We start from the raw sequence: 14,967 nt of genomic DNA, 5'->3' as shown, positions 1-14,967 counted from the left end.
TAGTAAAAAAAATTATCCACCAATAGTAATCATACTTCTGTTATTAGTGTGTAGTTTGGGTTCTTGTAATTTTTTTAAAGTATCCATACCACCACGCACTTTAAACTTAGCTTTTACTGCTTTTTGGATAACAGGCTCTATAGATTTTCCTGCTCTTAGGGTAGTCAATAAATCAGATTCAGTAGACGAAAACAAACAATTTTTCAATTGCCCATTGGCAGTTAAACGCAATCTATTACAAGAATCGCAAAACGGATTAGTTACAGAACTTATAACAGCAAAAGAGCCTTTATAACCTTTTATTTTGTAGTTTTTTGAAGTGTCATTGGGTGCGTCTTGTAAACGTTCAATGTTATCTTTTTCAAAAGTATTATTAACATATGTCATCACTTCAGCATAGGAAACCATTTTACTCATATCCCATTTATTGCCGTCAAAAGGCATAAATTCAATAAAGCGAACTGAAATAGGTAAATTCCTGGTGAAATTGATAAAATCGATAATTTCATTATCATTAAATCCTTTTATTAAAACGGCATTGACTTTAACGGTAAACCCTTCTTTAACAAGTAATAAAATGTTGTCATAAACTTTTTGAAATTCATGACGACGCGTAATGTGTTTAAATTTTGAAGCATCTAAAGAATCTAAACTCACATTTATTTTATTGACGCCGTTTGTTTTTAAAGCATTGATAAACTTATCAATAATAACAGCGTTTGAAGTAATAGATAATTCCACAGGAAGCGTTGCTAATTTTTCTAAAATTACAGGAATATCTTTTCTAATTAAAGGTTCTCCACCAGTTAATCGAATTTTGGTAACGCCATTATCTACAAAAGTTTTAGCGATTTCATAAATTTCCTCATAAGTCATTAAATGACTTTTAGGAGATAGTTTTACACCTTCTTCAGGCATGCAATAGGTGCAACGTAAATTACAACGCTCTATTAAGGAAATCCTTAAATAGGCGTGATCTCTATGATGTGAATCTTGTAATATGTTTTGGTTTGTATTCATTAATCGTGTCTAGCACCTTTTAAAATTCTAAAACTATGTAATACGGCTGGAAATATAGCGTCCATAGATTCCTTAGCACCGTTGGTTGAGCCTGGTAAAGCTAAAACCAAAGTATCTCCAATGGTTCCAGCAACACTTCTGGAAAGCATCGCAAAAGGCATACGTTCTTGTCCATAACTTCTAATGACTTCTTCAATTCCTGGAATACGTCTATCTAACAAAGGCAGTAAAGCTTCTGGTGTAATATCCCTTCCTGATAATCCTGTGCCACCAGTATAAATGACCATATCGATGCCTTGTTCCTGATAAGTTCTTGCTTTTTGCTGAATATCTTTAACTTCATCAGGAATTATAACATATTCAGAGATTTTTACATTGCAACTTTCAAGTTTGTTAATTATGGCTTTTCCTGCTCTGTCTTCTTTATGACCAGCAGAAATAGTATCGCTACACACCACAACGGCTGCTTTTAAGTCTTTTCTGAAGGTGTCTTTGAAATCAGATTTCCCTCCTTTCTTTTTCAAAAGTTTAATGGCGTGTATTTCTATGCCTTTATCAATAGGTTTGAGCATATCATACATATTTAAAGCTACAACACTAGCACCATGCATCGCTTCAACTTCAACCCCTGTTTTGTAAATGGTTTTTACAGTAAAAAGCACTGTAATTTCTAATCCATTAGTTTTATATTCTACACCAGTGTACTCAATAGGTAAGGGGTGGCAATCTGGCAAAATATCTGGCGTGCGTTTTACACCTAATAACCCTGCCGCTTTACTCATAGCGAATACGTTGCCTTTTGGTACGGTTTCGTTTTGAATTGCCGTTATGGTTTCAGGCTTACTGACCTTTACAATGGCTTGTGCAACTGCTGTTCTTAGTGTGGTTACTTTATGTGTGATATCGACCATATTATTTTATTTTTGGATTATTAATAACAATCGTTTGGAAACTTTCACAGACCCATTCTCTGATTATCTTAATGTTATTTTTTTTCCCAAAATCAACTATTAAATCCCACTTAGAATTCATATCTAGGAAAATGTTCTCATTTTTAGTTTTAAAAATCAAATCAACAGAATCAGCATTTTTACCCAACACAGAATCACAAATTTCATAGATTTCAGATGCATTAATTATTATGTCCCGCCTTGTGTTTTTTTTAACTCCAAGTATCAATGAGCTTTCTTTAATTTCCTTTAAATGAAGTCTATTTGAATTAAACATTTTTTTAAATTTAGATTAATTATAAAACATTTTTATGAGTTTACTTTCCATTGGTGACTTTCATCTTCAAAAATTTCCTTTCCAAATACAGGAACATCAGCTTTAATGGCTTCAACTATAAACTCTAGAGCTTCAAAAACTACTTTTCGTCTTGGTGAGGATACAAACACAAAAAGACAAATTTCACCTGCTTTTACAGTTCCAAGACTATGATAAATATGCATGCAGGTTAAATCAAATTTTTCAAAAGCACTTTCACGTATCTCGTGAAATTTTTGATTTGCCATGTCCTCGTAGGCCGAATATTCAATGGCAGAAACAGTCTTTCCGTCTATCTCATCTGCACGAACTTGCCCCAAGAAAATATTATGGGCACCGATACTTGTTTTTGTTTGATGTTTGTAAATAGAATTCCCTATAAATTCTGAAGTTATCGCTCCTTCTTTGAAAACGCTTTTCATTGGTTTTTTATCTTTCATTGGATAGTATTTTATTATGTTCTTTTAAATAATTGTTTATTTCTGAAGCACCTTGAGGTATACTAAAACAATTATTAATATTTAATCCTTGCAATACTTTTACGGCATGTTTACTGCGCATTCCAGATTTACAAAAAAGGGCTTTCTTTTTTGATAAATCAATTTTATGTAAACTAGTTTCTAATTCACTTAATGGAATATTGGTAACGTTTAAATGGTCTACTTTAGGTTGTTCGTCTATCTCTCTAACATCAATAAACTGAACGTTTTTTTCTAAAATCATCTCGGATATTGAAACTTCCATGACTTCAATTTGACAGTCAATAATGAGATGCTTATTCTCAAAACTATCTTGCTCATCTAAAACAGATTGAATACTAGTTTCATTTCTATTTATTTTTAAAGTTGACGTTTGGGATGTCAAAGCATTATAGCAAAGCAATTTCCCAGATAATACATCACCTAATCCTATAATGAGTTTTAAAACTTCATTAGCTTGCATGCTCCCAATAATACCAGGAAGCACACCTAAAACACCAATATCTGAGCAATTAGGAACAGTATCTTTATGTGGTGGGTTAGGGAAGAGACATCGGTAACTTGGTCCGTCTTTATAATTGAAAACCGAAACCTGACCTTCAAATTTATAAATGGCTCCAAAAACTAGTGGTTTGTTTGTGATGATGCAGGCGTCATTTACCAAATACCGTGTTTCAAAATTATCAGAGCCATCAACTATAATATCGTATTCTCTAAAATGGGTAATTGCGTTTTGATAGGTGAGTGTTTCTGGGTAAGCAATTATTGAAATATCATTATTTAAATCCTGTAACCGTTCTTTGGCTGCAAGGGCTTTGTTTTTTCCCAGAGATGAAGTTCCAAAGAGCACCTGACGTTGTAAATTTGAAAGTTCAACCACATCAAAATCAATGATGCCGATGGTTCCAATGCCAGCAGCTGTAAGGTATTGCAACACAGGGCATCCTAAACCACCAGCACCAATAACCAAAACTCTGGCATTGGAAATTTTATCCTGACCTTCTTGTCCGATTTCGGATAAAATGATATGTCTGTTGTATCTATCTGTCATTCCTGCGAAGGCAGGAATCTCTTCCTACCAATTTTATGTTTTTTATTTTGTCATGTCGAAATGAGGTACGATTGAGATATCTCATAAAAGGTCTCATTTCAATTATTATGTGATTTCTCCCTTTCGGGTGAAATGACACGTTTTATCAACCACCAGCAAAAGGTGGTAATAACGCAATTTCAGCTCCTGTTAGTTCAGTTTCTAAACTTACTAATTCTTGATTCTGCGCTATTTGAAAATCTTTATCATTTAAAGTGTCATATTTAGAATGTAGCACATTTAAAAGCGCTGAAATTTTACCTTCATAAACTTCTAATTGTTCCTCTTCTTTTTGAGTCACTTCTGCTATTTGTCCGAAATATTTAATCGTAATAAGCATCTTCAATTTGTTTAAATTCTTCTTTTGTATTCACATTTAATGTTGCATTTTGAAAGGCTTCATCTAAAACAACATTTTTATAGTTACAACCTTTTATTGCTACTCTCAATCGCCGTTCGCCCTGTTCTAAAAAGCTTTTGAATATATCATTAACAGTCTTTTTGTAAAGCGCAATTAGAGGCATAGATTTACCATTACTTTCAACTTGGATAATATCAGAAGTATCATCGATAGCATTCGTTAATAATTGTAGTACTTCAGAAGTTATCAGTGGAATATCGCAACTTAAAACCAAATTAAGTTCAGTTTTTGAAGCTTCTAATCCTGAATAAATACCAGAAACAGGACCTGCATCTTTGGTAATATCCGTTATGCGTTTTAATCCAAAAACATCATAATCAGGATTATCAGAAACAATTATAATTTCTGAAACTAAAGGCTTTAAAGCATCAATACTATATTGTACAAAAGGTTTGTCATTCAACATTAAAAAACCTTTATCAATCCCCATTCTTGAGCTTTTACCTCCAGCGAGGATAATACCTGTTATGTTTGTTTTGTTTATCATTTTATGTAAACATGAGTTTAGCACAAGCTATAATTAGTACAAAGGCTAAAATATATCGTAGTTTCTGATTATTGATTTTTTTACTGCCATAATAACCACCTAAAACACCACCAATAAGTGCAATAGCAACTAATAGAAACGATTCTTTTTCTAAAGTAATGCCAATGCTAAATTGTCCTATTAATGCCGAAGCTGAATTTACCCATATAAAAAGCGCTGAAACCGCTGCTGCTTCCTTCATTTTTCCCCAATGAAATAATAGAATGAGTGGCGTTAATATGATACCACCTCCAATTCCTATGAGTCCAGAGAAGAATCCGATAATAGCACCAACAATAAGTCCTTGCCAAAGTTTTATGTCTTTAATTTTATCACTTTCTTTCCCAAAAACATTCAACATTTTTAGGATTGCAAATATTAATAAGACAGCTAGTATTTTTTTATACAATGATGCATCAATATCAAATCGACCACCCAATAAAGAAAAAGGAATGGAAGTTACTGCAAATGCTAAAAATAATTTTTTATTAAAATAACCTTCTTTATAGTAATAGTAAAACGAAATGCCTGCTACAAAAATATTAAGTAATAGGGCAGTAGGCTTCATGCTTTCTGGTGCAAATGAAAACAATGCCATAAGCGCTAAATAGCCACTAGCACCACCATGCCCCACACTAGAGTATAAAAACGATACTATTGGTAGTATAGCCAGGAAAAAGTATATGTTTTCGTTTTGCAGCATTTAGCTAAATTATTTTACTTTTTGTCATGTCGAAATGAGGTACGATTGAGACATATCATCAGAGTAAAATGTATCAATGATTATGTGATTTCTCATTGCATTCGAAATGACTCACTCAGTTTTTAATTTTATATTTTTTCAATCTTTTTTAATTCATTATCCAAAAACGCCCAACAATTTCTATTGATTTCATCAAAAGCCTTGACTAAAGACTTCCCATATTCCGTTAATTCAGCGCCACCACCACCTTTACCTCCAATACTATTTATAGTAACAGGTTTTTTTGCCGATTTGTTCACAGAATCCAATAGTTGCCACGCTTTTTTATAAGATATATTCAGCGACTTTGCAGCTTTAGAAAGCGAACCCGTTTCTTGAATGGCTTTTAATAGATGTACACGACCTTCTCCAAGAAGTACGTTTTCGTCAGATTCAATCCAGATTCTACTTTTTATTTTGTATCCCATAATAATCTTTTAAACAGGCAATTGAATCACTTCAGTAACATCTCCCTTTTCAATTTTTGTAATGCTTTCTGGCGCATAAACCAAAGCATTGGAAAGCGCAAAAGTCTGCAACATGGATGAATTCTGCCCATCTAAAATTTCAACTTGCCCATCGCTATATATACCTTTTAGAAATTGGGGTCTATCACCTTTCTTTACAAAAGGATTTATAGCTTTAGCTTTTATTCTTGGTAATTCTAAATCTTTACGATACATCATGTGTTGCAAAGCGATGTATACATATACATAAAAACAAGATAAAGCTGCTGCAGGATTCCCAGGAAGCGCAAATACTTGAGTGTCCTCTTTTTTTCCATAATATAGAGGCTTTCCTGGTTTTTGTTTTACCTTATAAAATAGTTCTTCAACTTGTAATTCTTTTAACGCTTTACCAACAAAATCATAATCACCAACCGAAATACCGCCAGTAATCATCACTAAATCATTATCATTAATTGCTGTATTTAATGTGTCAACAGTTTTGTTGTAATTGTCTTCAACTTTGTAAAGTGTAACATCGTAGTATTTTAAATTGTAAAGCGCACTCAATAGCATTTTTGAGTTACTTTCGTATATCTTTCCGTATGGTAAGTCTTGTCCTGCTTCAACTAATTCATTTCCAGTAGTAACTACAGCAATATTTGGTTTTTTAAAAACAGAAACTTCCGTTATACCCAATGAGATTAAATATCCAATGGAGGCAGGTGTTAATTTCGTGCCTTTTATTAAAGCTATGTCTCCTGCCTTGACTTGTTCTCCTAAAGGACGAATATTTTGATTTTGATGAATTTGTTGTTCTATTGTTATCGTTTTTCCTTTTGGTATCACTTTTTCCTGCATCATAACTGCATTGGCAGAATCTGGAACAGGCGCGCCAGTAAAAATTCTAACAGCTTCTCCTTTTTTTAAAACCAATTTTTCACCATCACCTGCTTTTATTTCACCAATTAATGTATATGAAAAATCTTCATGTAAATTTAAAGCGTAACCATCCATGGCCGATTGTCTGAACGGTGGCATATTAATAGGCGAATGCACATCCTTAAACAAAAGGTAACCACCTGCTTTTTCAACCTTTTTGGTAGTAGATTGTAATAAAGGCTTTCCGTTAGTTTTTACTATAGAAATAGCTTCGGCAATAGAAATCATAAATCATTTTCGTTATATCCAAACAAATATAACGATTTGATTTATTTTTTGACTTCAATAACAAGTCTTATAATAAATTAATATAAATCAACTAAAAAAGGAGCATCAATATTTAGATTTTACAAATTGACGTTCCATTTTTTGTGGAACTCCTAAAAATACGTATTCAACTCAAAAAATTAAGTATTATTACTTACTTTTGACTTAAATCTAATTTTAATGCACTTAATGCCCACATTAAACAGTTTGGAAACTAAATCATCGTTAGATGTAGTTTGTGATGTTTGCAAAAGTGCAAGTTGCTTAATTCATAATAATTATGAAGTACTTTTTAACGTTAAATCTACACAAGTTAGTACAGTAATAAAATGTAAAAAGGGCCAGCAATTCATTATAGAAGGCGCACCAGTAAACGGACTGTTTTTTATAAAAACTGGAACGGTAAAAGTTTTTAGAACGGGTATCAACGGCCGTGAGCAAATTGTACGTTTTGCAAAACCGTGCGAAATTATAGGCCATCGTGGTTTTGGCACACAAGAATATTATTCCATTGGTGCAATTGCTCTTCAAAATACTGAGTTGCATTACTTTTCTAAAGAGCACATGCAAGATGTTTTAATGCATAACCCAAAGTTTGCCTATGAAATGATGTTGTTTTACGCCAACGAACTCAATAGAAGTGAAAACAAAGTAAAGTCTATTTCACAAATGACAGTGCGTGAGCGTGTTATTGATACCTTATTATATATTCACCGTAAGTTTGGCGACCTAAGAGGCTTTATAAACTTACCGTTAAGTAGGAAAGAATATGCTGATTATGCTGGTACAACAGAGGAGCAAGTAATTCGTGTGTTTTCTGCTTTAAAAAAGGAGAGGCTTATTTCAGCTAAAGGCAAAAAGATTGGAATTAATGATGTTAATTTACTTAAAAAAGAAATTAGCGAACATAACTACTTTTTGGATAGTTAGTACCCCCTGTATTATACTTATTTTTTTATTAATGTTATAGTATATTCTGCGTTTTGGCAGTTTTTTTCATGACGTAAAAGATTATTTTCTACTGTATTATTTCATATTTAGTTAAAAGTTGACACTTTATTTTTGTTTCAAATAAGTATTAATACTTAATTTTTAGAAACAATCCGAAAATATAGAATTATGGAAGCAAAAACAGTCACTCTAGTACAAGAGTCATTCGAAAAAGTAAAACCTATTGCCCCAGCAGCAGCTGAAATATTTTACACAAAATTATTTGAGTTAGATCCTGCATTAAAGCCTCTATTTCCAACAGATAAAGAAGGCGCCATGGTAGAGCAAGGAAATAAGTTAATGACTATGCTTGCTGCTGCAGTAGCAGGATTAAGCAATTTAGATGCTTTAATTCCTGTATTAAAAGGTTTGGGAAAGCGACATGTAGAATATAAGGTAGAGCCTTCTCATTATAATACTGTAGGAGCTGCATTGTTAGGAACTCTTGAAGCTGGTCTAGGTGATGACTTTACACCAGAGGTAAAAGAAGCATGGACTAGTGTTTACGGAACAATGTCGAGTGTTATGATTGAAGCAGCTTATTAAAAAATCTATTAAAACTACATTTATGAAGAATATATATAGAATATCCATCATATCATTGTTATTACTTTTTAGTGCTTTAGTATTAAATTCTTGTGGTGGTGTTCCAGAGGAAAAGTCTGAAACATCAGGTGCAGAAAATGTTTTTTCTGTTGAAGAAGTACTAGAAATGGTATCTAAAGAAAACGATGTAACTAGAACACTTTATACAAAAGCTATTGTTGGTGGAGGAAAAAAGCAAGGTATGAAATTTGATGAAGATTGGAGAAAAGACGATGTTGAAGCTGGTCCATTACCTGCACTATTTCTTAGAGGAGTTGCAACAAGTATAAAAAAGAGTCCAGTACCTTTAGGTCTGTATTTAGGTTCAGATTTCCCTGTAAATGCAGCTAATAAATTTGTTGGAAAACAAGCTGAGCTTTTTGAGCAAATTAAAGAAGATAGAAAACCTCAGTTTTTTTATGAAGAAGACCAAAAATTACACACTGCTATGTTTGCTGATGTTGCTGGTGCAGCAGCATGTGTAACTTGCCATAATGACCATAAGCAATCTCCTAAAAAAGATTGGAAACTTGGTGACGTTATGGGAGCAACAACATGGCAATACCCAAAAGATTCTTTAACGTATAAAGAAACAGTTGCGGTATTGAATTCTTATGCCAAAGGTACTGTAGATATTTATATGGAATACCTAGATGAAATAGAAGCTTTTGAAACAAGTGAAAAGCCAGTAATTGGAGATAAATGGCCAGCAGATGGAAAATTTTTGCCAACTGCTGAAGTCTTTTTAGATAGTGTTAGAAAACTATCATCTTATGAGACCATGAAGCATTTAGTTGCAGCTAGTAAATAATTTTATTCAGTGTTTAAATTGCAATTATGCTCATTTCTTTTCATCGGGGTTTGGGCATATTGCAATTGTTTTCAATTTAATAAGACCCAGTATGGTTATAAGTAGTCATAAATCTACATTATTTGGATTGGTATTACTCGGTATATACTTTTTGCAATTTTTTTTAAAATTAGAATGGAATTGGTTGTTTCATTTACAGCAAGAAGAAATGTATAAACGTTGGTCTGGATTGGCCTTAGCATTATTTATTGCGTTTCAATGGGTTTTGACACTTACCAGAACTATTAAAAAGTTTAGAAAGTATGCAGTCTCTATGCAAAATGTCCATAAGTGGTTGGGTGCTTTGAGTCCTCTATTTTTTTACATACATAGCATAACCTTGGGTTATGGTTATTTATTGTTATTATCATATCTATTTTTTGCAAATACACTACTGGGTTATTTCAACTTGGATATTATAAAAAATAGTAGTGATGCCTTTTTTAAAGGTTGGATGATAACTCATGTGGCTTTATCTATAGTGGTAACAATACTTATGCTGTTTCATATAACTATGGTGTTTTATTATAAATAAAAAGGCATGAAGTTAGTAGTAAAAGATATAATTAAAGAAACGAATGATGCTGTAAGTATATCTTTCAAAAACGGGAATTTTTTTAAAAAACTTAAATATAAACCAGGACAGTTTTTAACTATTCATGTACCTATTGATAAAGAGGTTCAGCGACGTGCTTATTCTTTTAGTAGTAATCCGTATACAGATAAAGATATAAAAATTACTATTAAACGTGTGGAGAAAGGATTAGTTTCAAATTATGTACATGATAATCTTAAGGTAGGCGATAAATTAGAAGTTGATGACCCAGCAGGATCTTTTTTTGTTGAGCCGTCACAAAAATCGAAAAAGCAATATGTGTTATTTGCAGGCGGAAGTGGTGTAACCCCTATGTTTTCTATAATAAAATCAGTTTTAACAGAAGAGAAAGACTCAAGGATGTTGTTAATTTACGCCAATCAAAACATGGAGTCTATTATTTTTCATAAAGAAATACAAGCACTTGAAACCGAATATCCAAATAATTTTTCAGTCGAGCATATTATATCTTCAAGTAAGGTTACCAAAGAGAATTATCATAAAGGTTTAGCCACTAAAACATTGATAGATAGAATTCTAAAAACGCATCATTTAGTTTATGATGACCATATATATATGATTTGTGGTCCATTTGGCTACATGGAAAAAATCAAGGAAATTTTAAAAGATAATGGCATTTCACGTGAAAAAATAAAAATTGAAGTTTTTAAAAGTCCAGAAGTTAAAATTTTAGGTAAAAACTTGTTAAGCGATGTAACTTTGAAATTTGAGGGCGATGAACATTTATTAAAGGTTAAAGGCGACACATCTATTTTAAAACAAGCCATGTCTGATAATATAGTAATACCGTATTCATGCAGGTCTGGTATGTGTTCAACATGTAAAGCAAAGTGTGTTGAAGGCGAAATTAAAATGACGGATGGGCATTTTTTAACAGAAGAAGAAGTAGCTGAAGGGAGTATTTTAACTTGCATTAGTTATCCATTAAGTAAAGAAGTTGTTATAGAAATATAATTAAAATTTTATAGTTGTATGTTTAAGGTAAGTCCGTTACGAAAAAGACAATTTTTAGGAGGTGTTATAGGTTTGGTCTTGGGTATAGGAATATTTTATGTACTCACTTTGGAAGCCACTGAAGATTATGTTTCTATTGGCCCTATGAATACTGGTCATCAGGATTTATCTTGTTTCGCATGTCATGCTGATGCTAAAGGAAATTTAATGCAGCAAATACAATCTAATATCTCTCATGCGGTTGGGGCAAGAAAAAATGGCGTAGATTTTGGAACTCAAGATGTTACAGTTAATAATTGTTTAGAGTGTCATGATCGTCCAAACGATAGGCATCCAGTACATCGTTTTTCTGAACCTCGATTTAAAGATGCCATTAAAAATATAGATGCCACTACATGTATAACTTGCCATACAGAGCATGGGGGAGAACGTGTATCTGTAGCTTCCATAAATTACTGTATGAATTGCCATCAGGATTTAGAGGTTGAAAACGACCCAGTAGATATTTCTCATAAGGATTTAATATCTCAAGAATCATGGAATACCTGCATCCAATGTCATGATTTCCATGGCAATCATAAATATGCTTTACCCGAAAAGATGAGTGATACTATTCCTATGCAAACCATTCAAAATTATTTTGATGGTGGAGAAGACCCATATGGTAAGGTAAAAAAGTATATTGCTTTATCTCAAGAAGAGTGGTTAAAAAGCTTAGACGAATAATGTTTTAATTATTAGCTAGTTACTCTAACGAGTTAGTCTTAGTTGAAGACTTATGTGTTTTTTTCAGTAGAAATCATATCGCAATTTAGAATTACTCCTTTTATTACTCAAATCTAAATTTATCATACTACAAATAAAAACTACGTAGTTTTTTATTTAAATCACCTATTTTTTGTTGAGTATTTCCTATTTATACTAAAACAATACGTAAAATGTTATTAACAATTACTTGTTTATACGTAGTGTTTTACGTAGTTCTATGTGTCGTAATTTATCTTTCAAATACCTTTTAATCAGAAAGTTATATTAAAAAACTATGTTTTAGCATGTTTTGTTATGCGTAAAAAGAGGTTGGTTTATGCGGATTAACATGGGTGATAATTAAGTCTACTTATATATTTGTCAAAAAAATAAGTATTTATACTTAGTTAATTCAAAAAAAACAGACACATGAAATCTCTTCTAAAAAAAACAACTTGGATTTTACCTGTAGCAGCATTACTAATTGCTTGCGGTGGTAAAGACAAAAAGAAAGACGTTGCCGAAGTTGCAGTTGCTGAAACTTCAAAAACAAAAACATTAGCTATTGAAAAGCCACAATTAACTTTTGGTTTTATAAAATTAACAGATATGGCACCTTTAGCCATTGCTAAAGAAAAAGGATTCTTCGAAGATGAAGGGTTATTTGTTTCTGTTGAAGCACAATCTAACTGGAAAAATGTATTAGACCGTGTTATTGATGGTCAGTTAGATGGATCGCACATGTTAGCAGGTCAGCCAATTGCTGCTGGTGCTGGTTTTGGTCGTCAAGCAAAATTAGTTACGCCATTCTCTATGGATTTAAATGGTAATGGTATTACGGTATCAAACGATGTTTGGTCTAAAATGAAACCAAATGTACCAAAAGGAGCAGACGGTAAACCAATTCATCCTATTAAAGCAGAAGCTTTAAAACCGGTAATTGATGAATACAAAACAAATGGTAAAGCCTTTAAAATGGGTATGGTATTTCCAGTTTCTACTCACAACTATGAAATAAGATATTGGTTAGCAGCAGCAGGAATTCACCCAGGAATGTATACTGCAGACAACGTACAAGGGCAAATTGATGCAGAAGTTTTATTATCTGTAACGCCTCCACCACAAATGCCAGCTACACTTGAAGCAGGAACTATCTACGGTTATTGCGTAGGTGAACCATGGAATCAGCAAGCGGTATTTAAGGGTATTGGTGTACCTGTTACTACAAACTACGATATCTGGAAAAATAACCCAGAGAAAGTATTTGTGATGACGGAGAAATTTGTTGAAGAAAATCCTAATACGGCCATTGCTGTTACTAAAGCTTTAATTAGAGCAGGGAAATGGTTAGATGAGCCATCAAACAGAAAAGAAGCTGTTGAAATCTTATCAATGTCTCAATATGTTGGTGCTCCAGTTGAAGTATTAGCAAACTCAATGACCGGGACTTTTGAATTTGAAAAAGGTGACAAACGTGAAATGGAAGATTTCAACGTATTCTATAAGTACAATGCAACATATCCGTTTTACTCTGATGGTATTTGGTTCTTAACACAAATGAGAAGATGGGGACAAATTCCTGAAACTAAACCAGCTGATTGGTATGCTAGCACAATTAAAGACATTTACAGACCAGATATCTGGACAAAAGCTGCAAAACTTTTAGTTGAAGAAGGAAATATTCCTGCAGGAGATATACCAACAACTGATGGTTACAAACCAGCAACATCAGACTTTATTGACGGAACAACTTACGATGCAAAAGACCCAATTGCATATATCAATAGTTTCAAAATAGGAAATAAAGATAAAGCGATACAATAATAGATTGATATCAGTTACGCTGTCTCGAATTTTCGGGACAGCTTAACAAAAACGTATAACACTAAAACAAAACATAGCACTGATGAAGCAAAGTTTAACATTAGGAAAAGTAACTAAATTTATGGGCTTAGGTTTTCTTACTACATTAAAAAATCTATTTACCGGAAAACTTGAAAAAGAAGATTTTAAAAACTTTCTACGAAAAGTAGTTGTACCAATTGCATCAATTTTATTATTTATTGGTCTTTGGCATATGGGAGCAAAAGCTTTGTACAACATAGAGGCAGATTTTAAAATTCAAAAAGCATTAAATGACCAAGGTCAAGCTGCTGCTGACGCTTTAGAAGCTTGTATAGCATCAGGAGATTCTAGTTGTCAGCCAAATACCTTACCATCACCAAGTCAGGTTTGGGCCTCGTATCAATCTTTGTTGAGAGATCACAATATTATTAGTGCAGATAAGGAAGCTTTTATTGAAAAAACTGCTGCCTTGAATGAAACTCGTATTGCACAAGGTTTAGATGCTATTACTTACACAGGACGTCCATCATTTGTTGATCAAATTTTTAGAAGTTTAAAAACGGTTTTTGCAGGGTTTTTATTAGCCTTATTTATTGCGGTGCCTTTAGGAATTTTTATTGGGTTAAGTCCAACGTTAAAAAGTGCTTTCAACTGGTTTATTCAAATTTTTAAACCAGTATCTCCAGTAGTTTGGTACTTATTGGTTTTTATGATTGTTAAAACATTATTGATAGATTCTAATGAAGATAGTTCATTTACTATTTCGTTTATTAGTGTTGGTTTATGTTCTATGTGGGCCACTTTAGTAAATACAGCAATGGGTGTATCATCGGTTGATAAAGATTATATAAACGTTGCAAAAGTATTGAAGCTTGGTAATTTTCAGAAGATTTTTAAAGTCGTATTGCCATCGTCTTTACCATTAATTTTCACAGGGTTGAAGATTACGTTATCCGTAGCGTGGATGGTTTTAATTGCTATTGAGTTATTAGCACAAAGTCCTGGTTTAGGATTATTTGTTTGGGAAGAGTTCCAAAACGGAGCTAACGACTCTAATGCAAAAATTATAGTAGCCATGTTTGTAATTGGTATCATTGGTTTCTTGTTAGACCGACTGATGTTAACCATTCAAAACTGGGTGTCTTTTGATAAAACCGACGCAATATAATTCTAAAACATAA

The 14,967-nt window shown here is 32.7% G+C and carries 18 protein-coding genes; 8 read left to right on the top strand and 10 right to left on the bottom strand.

Annotation, left to right across the window (positions count from 1 at the left end; genetic code table 11):
- Positions 1–12 precede the first annotated feature (12 nt).
- From moaA to ABD939_RS10300, 10 genes are all read right to left on the bottom strand, one after another.
- Positions 13–1,020, bottom strand: coding sequence for a GTP 3',8-cyclase MoaA (gene moaA, locus ABD939_RS10345; protein ID WP_345168041.1), 1,008 nt, complete (start codon positions 1,018–1,020; stop codon positions 13–15).
- On the bottom strand, positions 1,020–1,931 hold the full coding sequence (gene moaCB / locus ABD939_RS10340) for a bifunctional molybdenum cofactor biosynthesis protein MoaC/MoaB (protein ID WP_345168039.1): 912 nt from the start codon (positions 1,929–1,931) through the stop codon (positions 1,020–1,022). Before moaCB ends, moaA begins: the two co-directional genes overlap by 1 nt.
- A 1-nt stretch (position 1,932) precedes the next feature.
- Complete coding sequence (locus ABD939_RS10335; protein WP_345168036.1) at positions 1,933–2,247, bottom strand: hypothetical protein; 315 nt, start codon at positions 2,245–2,247, stop codon at positions 1,933–1,935.
- 32 nt (positions 2,248–2,279) lie between these two features.
- Positions 2,280–2,726: a molybdenum cofactor biosynthesis protein MoaE gene (locus ABD939_RS10330; RefSeq protein ID WP_345168034.1), complete on the bottom strand. Its 447-nt coding sequence runs from the start codon at positions 2,724–2,726 to the stop codon at positions 2,280–2,282.
- The gene (moeB, locus tag ABD939_RS10325) at positions 2,716–3,816 is read right to left on the bottom strand and encodes a molybdopterin-synthase adenylyltransferase MoeB (RefSeq protein WP_345168032.1); all 1,101 of its coding nucleotides are present in this window, start codon (positions 3,814–3,816) and stop codon (positions 2,716–2,718) included. The genes ABD939_RS10330 and moeB overlap by 11 nt, the downstream gene beginning before the upstream one ends.
- 145 nt (positions 3,817–3,961) lie before the next feature.
- Positions 3,962–4,195 (bottom strand): MoaD/ThiS family protein, encoded by a 234-nt coding sequence (locus ABD939_RS10320; RefSeq protein ID WP_345168030.1) that lies wholly within the window; start codon positions 4,193–4,195, stop codon positions 3,962–3,964.
- The gene (gene mobA, locus ABD939_RS10315; protein ID WP_345168028.1) at positions 4,179–4,763 is read right to left on the bottom strand and encodes a molybdenum cofactor guanylyltransferase; all 585 of its coding nucleotides are present in this window, start codon (positions 4,761–4,763) and stop codon (positions 4,179–4,181) included. The genes ABD939_RS10320 and mobA overlap by 17 nt, the downstream gene beginning before the upstream one ends.
- A gap of 1 nt (position 4,764) precedes the next feature.
- The gene (locus ABD939_RS10310) at positions 4,765–5,505 is read right to left on the bottom strand and encodes a sulfite exporter TauE/SafE family protein (RefSeq protein ID WP_345168026.1); all 741 of its coding nucleotides are present in this window, start codon (positions 5,503–5,505) and stop codon (positions 4,765–4,767) included.
- Positions 5,506–5,633: 128 nt separating this feature from the next.
- Complete coding sequence (locus ABD939_RS10305; RefSeq protein WP_345168023.1) at positions 5,634–5,972, bottom strand: winged helix-turn-helix domain-containing protein; 339 nt, start codon at positions 5,970–5,972, stop codon at positions 5,634–5,636.
- A gap of 9 nt (positions 5,973–5,981) precedes the next feature.
- The gene (locus ABD939_RS10300; protein ID WP_345168020.1) at positions 5,982–7,160 is read right to left on the bottom strand and encodes a molybdopterin molybdotransferase MoeA; all 1,179 of its coding nucleotides are present in this window, start codon (positions 7,158–7,160) and stop codon (positions 5,982–5,984) included.
- Between the two features lie 228 nt (positions 7,161–7,388).
- On the opposite strand from ABD939_RS10300, the gene ABD939_RS10295 reads away from it, so the two are divergent.
- The 8 genes from ABD939_RS10295 (at position 7,389) to ABD939_RS10260 (ending at position 14,954) form a co-directional block, all read left to right on the top strand.
- Positions 7,389–8,129, top strand: a complete 741-nt coding sequence (locus ABD939_RS10295) for a Crp/Fnr family transcriptional regulator (protein WP_345168018.1) — start codon at positions 7,389–7,391, stop codon at positions 8,127–8,129.
- A gap of 189 nt (positions 8,130–8,318) precedes the next feature.
- Positions 8,319–8,735 (top strand): globin family protein, encoded by a 417-nt coding sequence (locus ABD939_RS10290; protein ID WP_345168016.1) that lies wholly within the window; start codon positions 8,319–8,321, stop codon positions 8,733–8,735.
- A gap of 22 nt (positions 8,736–8,757) precedes the next feature.
- Complete coding sequence (locus tag ABD939_RS10285; protein WP_345168014.1) at positions 8,758–9,585, top strand: c-type heme family protein; 828 nt, start codon at positions 8,758–8,760, stop codon at positions 9,583–9,585.
- Positions 9,586–9,676: 91 nt separating this feature from the next.
- Entirely contained in the window at positions 9,677–10,159 is a 483-nt protein-coding gene (locus ABD939_RS10280; protein ID WP_345168011.1) for a hypothetical protein, read from the top strand.
- A 6-nt stretch (positions 10,160–10,165) separates the two neighbouring features.
- On the top strand, positions 10,166–11,194 hold the full coding sequence (locus ABD939_RS10275) for a 2Fe-2S iron-sulfur cluster-binding protein (protein ID WP_345168008.1): 1,029 nt from the start codon (positions 10,166–10,168) through the stop codon (positions 11,192–11,194).
- A gap of 18 nt (positions 11,195–11,212) precedes the next feature.
- The gene (locus ABD939_RS10270) at positions 11,213–11,920 is read left to right on the top strand and encodes a cytochrome c3 family protein (RefSeq protein WP_345168006.1); all 708 of its coding nucleotides are present in this window, start codon (positions 11,213–11,215) and stop codon (positions 11,918–11,920) included.
- Between the two features lie 450 nt (positions 11,921–12,370).
- Positions 12,371–13,765, top strand: a complete 1,395-nt coding sequence (locus tag ABD939_RS10265) for a CmpA/NrtA family ABC transporter substrate-binding protein (protein ID WP_345168003.1) — start codon at positions 12,371–12,373, stop codon at positions 13,763–13,765.
- Between the two features lie 82 nt (positions 13,766–13,847).
- Positions 13,848–14,954: an ABC transporter permease gene (locus ABD939_RS10260; RefSeq protein WP_345168001.1), complete on the top strand. Its 1,107-nt coding sequence runs from the start codon at positions 13,848–13,850 to the stop codon at positions 14,952–14,954.
- The last annotated feature ends 13 nt before the right edge of the window (positions 14,955–14,967 follow it).

Origin of the sequence: Algibacter aquimarinus, from assembly GCF_039543265.1 — a bacterium.
Taxonomy (GTDB): domain Bacteria; phylum Bacteroidota; class Bacteroidia; order Flavobacteriales; family Flavobacteriaceae; genus Algibacter_B; species Algibacter_B aquimarinus.
Note: the sequence above shows the minus strand (reverse complement) of the source record. Positions and strands in the feature narration are given on the sequence as shown.

Bases quoted from the DNA above. Each gene is read 5' to 3' on its own strand.
- moaA (WP_345168041.1), bottom strand. From the start codon at position 1,020: ATGAATACAAACCAAAACATATTACAAGATTCACATCATAGAGATCAC.
- moaCB (WP_345168039.1), bottom strand. From the start codon at position 1,931: ATGGTCGATATCACACATAAAGTAACCACACTAAGAACAGCAGTTGCA.
- ABD939_RS10335 (WP_345168036.1), bottom strand. From the start codon at position 2,247: ATGTTTAATTCAAATAGACTTCATTTAAAGGAAATTAAAGAAAGCTCA.
- ABD939_RS10330 (WP_345168034.1), bottom strand. From the start codon at position 2,726: ATGAAAGATAAAAAACCAATGAAAAGCGTTTTCAAAGAAGGAGCGATA.
- moeB (WP_345168032.1), bottom strand. From the start codon at position 3,816: ATGACAGATAGATACAACAGACATATCATTTTATCCGAAATCGGACAA.
- ABD939_RS10320 (WP_345168030.1), bottom strand. From the start codon at position 4,195: ATGCTTATTACGATTAAATATTTCGGACAAATAGCAGAAGTGACTCAA.
- mobA (WP_345168028.1), bottom strand. From the start codon at position 4,763: ATGATAAACAAAACAAACATAACAGGTATTATCCTCGCTGGAGGTAAA.
- ABD939_RS10310 (WP_345168026.1), bottom strand. From the start codon at position 5,505: ATGCTGCAAAACGAAAACATATACTTTTTCCTGGCTATACTACCAATA.
- ABD939_RS10305 (WP_345168023.1), bottom strand. From the start codon at position 5,972: ATGGGATACAAAATAAAAAGTAGAATCTGGATTGAATCTGACGAAAAC.
- ABD939_RS10300 (WP_345168020.1), bottom strand. From the start codon at position 7,160: ATGATTTCTATTGCCGAAGCTATTTCTATAGTAAAAACTAACGGAAAG.
- ABD939_RS10295 (WP_345168018.1), top strand. From the start codon at position 7,389: ATGCCCACATTAAACAGTTTGGAAACTAAATCATCGTTAGATGTAGTT.
- ABD939_RS10290 (WP_345168016.1), top strand. From the start codon at position 8,319: ATGGAAGCAAAAACAGTCACTCTAGTACAAGAGTCATTCGAAAAAGTA.
- ABD939_RS10285 (WP_345168014.1), top strand. From the start codon at position 8,758: ATGAAGAATATATATAGAATATCCATCATATCATTGTTATTACTTTTT.
- ABD939_RS10280 (WP_345168011.1), top strand. From the start codon at position 9,677: ATGGTTATAAGTAGTCATAAATCTACATTATTTGGATTGGTATTACTC.
- ABD939_RS10275 (WP_345168008.1), top strand. From the start codon at position 10,166: ATGAAGTTAGTAGTAAAAGATATAATTAAAGAAACGAATGATGCTGTA.
- ABD939_RS10270 (WP_345168006.1), top strand. From the start codon at position 11,213: ATGTTTAAGGTAAGTCCGTTACGAAAAAGACAATTTTTAGGAGGTGTT.
- ABD939_RS10265 (WP_345168003.1), top strand. From the start codon at position 12,371: ATGAAATCTCTTCTAAAAAAAACAACTTGGATTTTACCTGTAGCAGCA.
- ABD939_RS10260 (WP_345168001.1), top strand. From the start codon at position 13,848: ATGAAGCAAAGTTTAACATTAGGAAAAGTAACTAAATTTATGGGCTTA.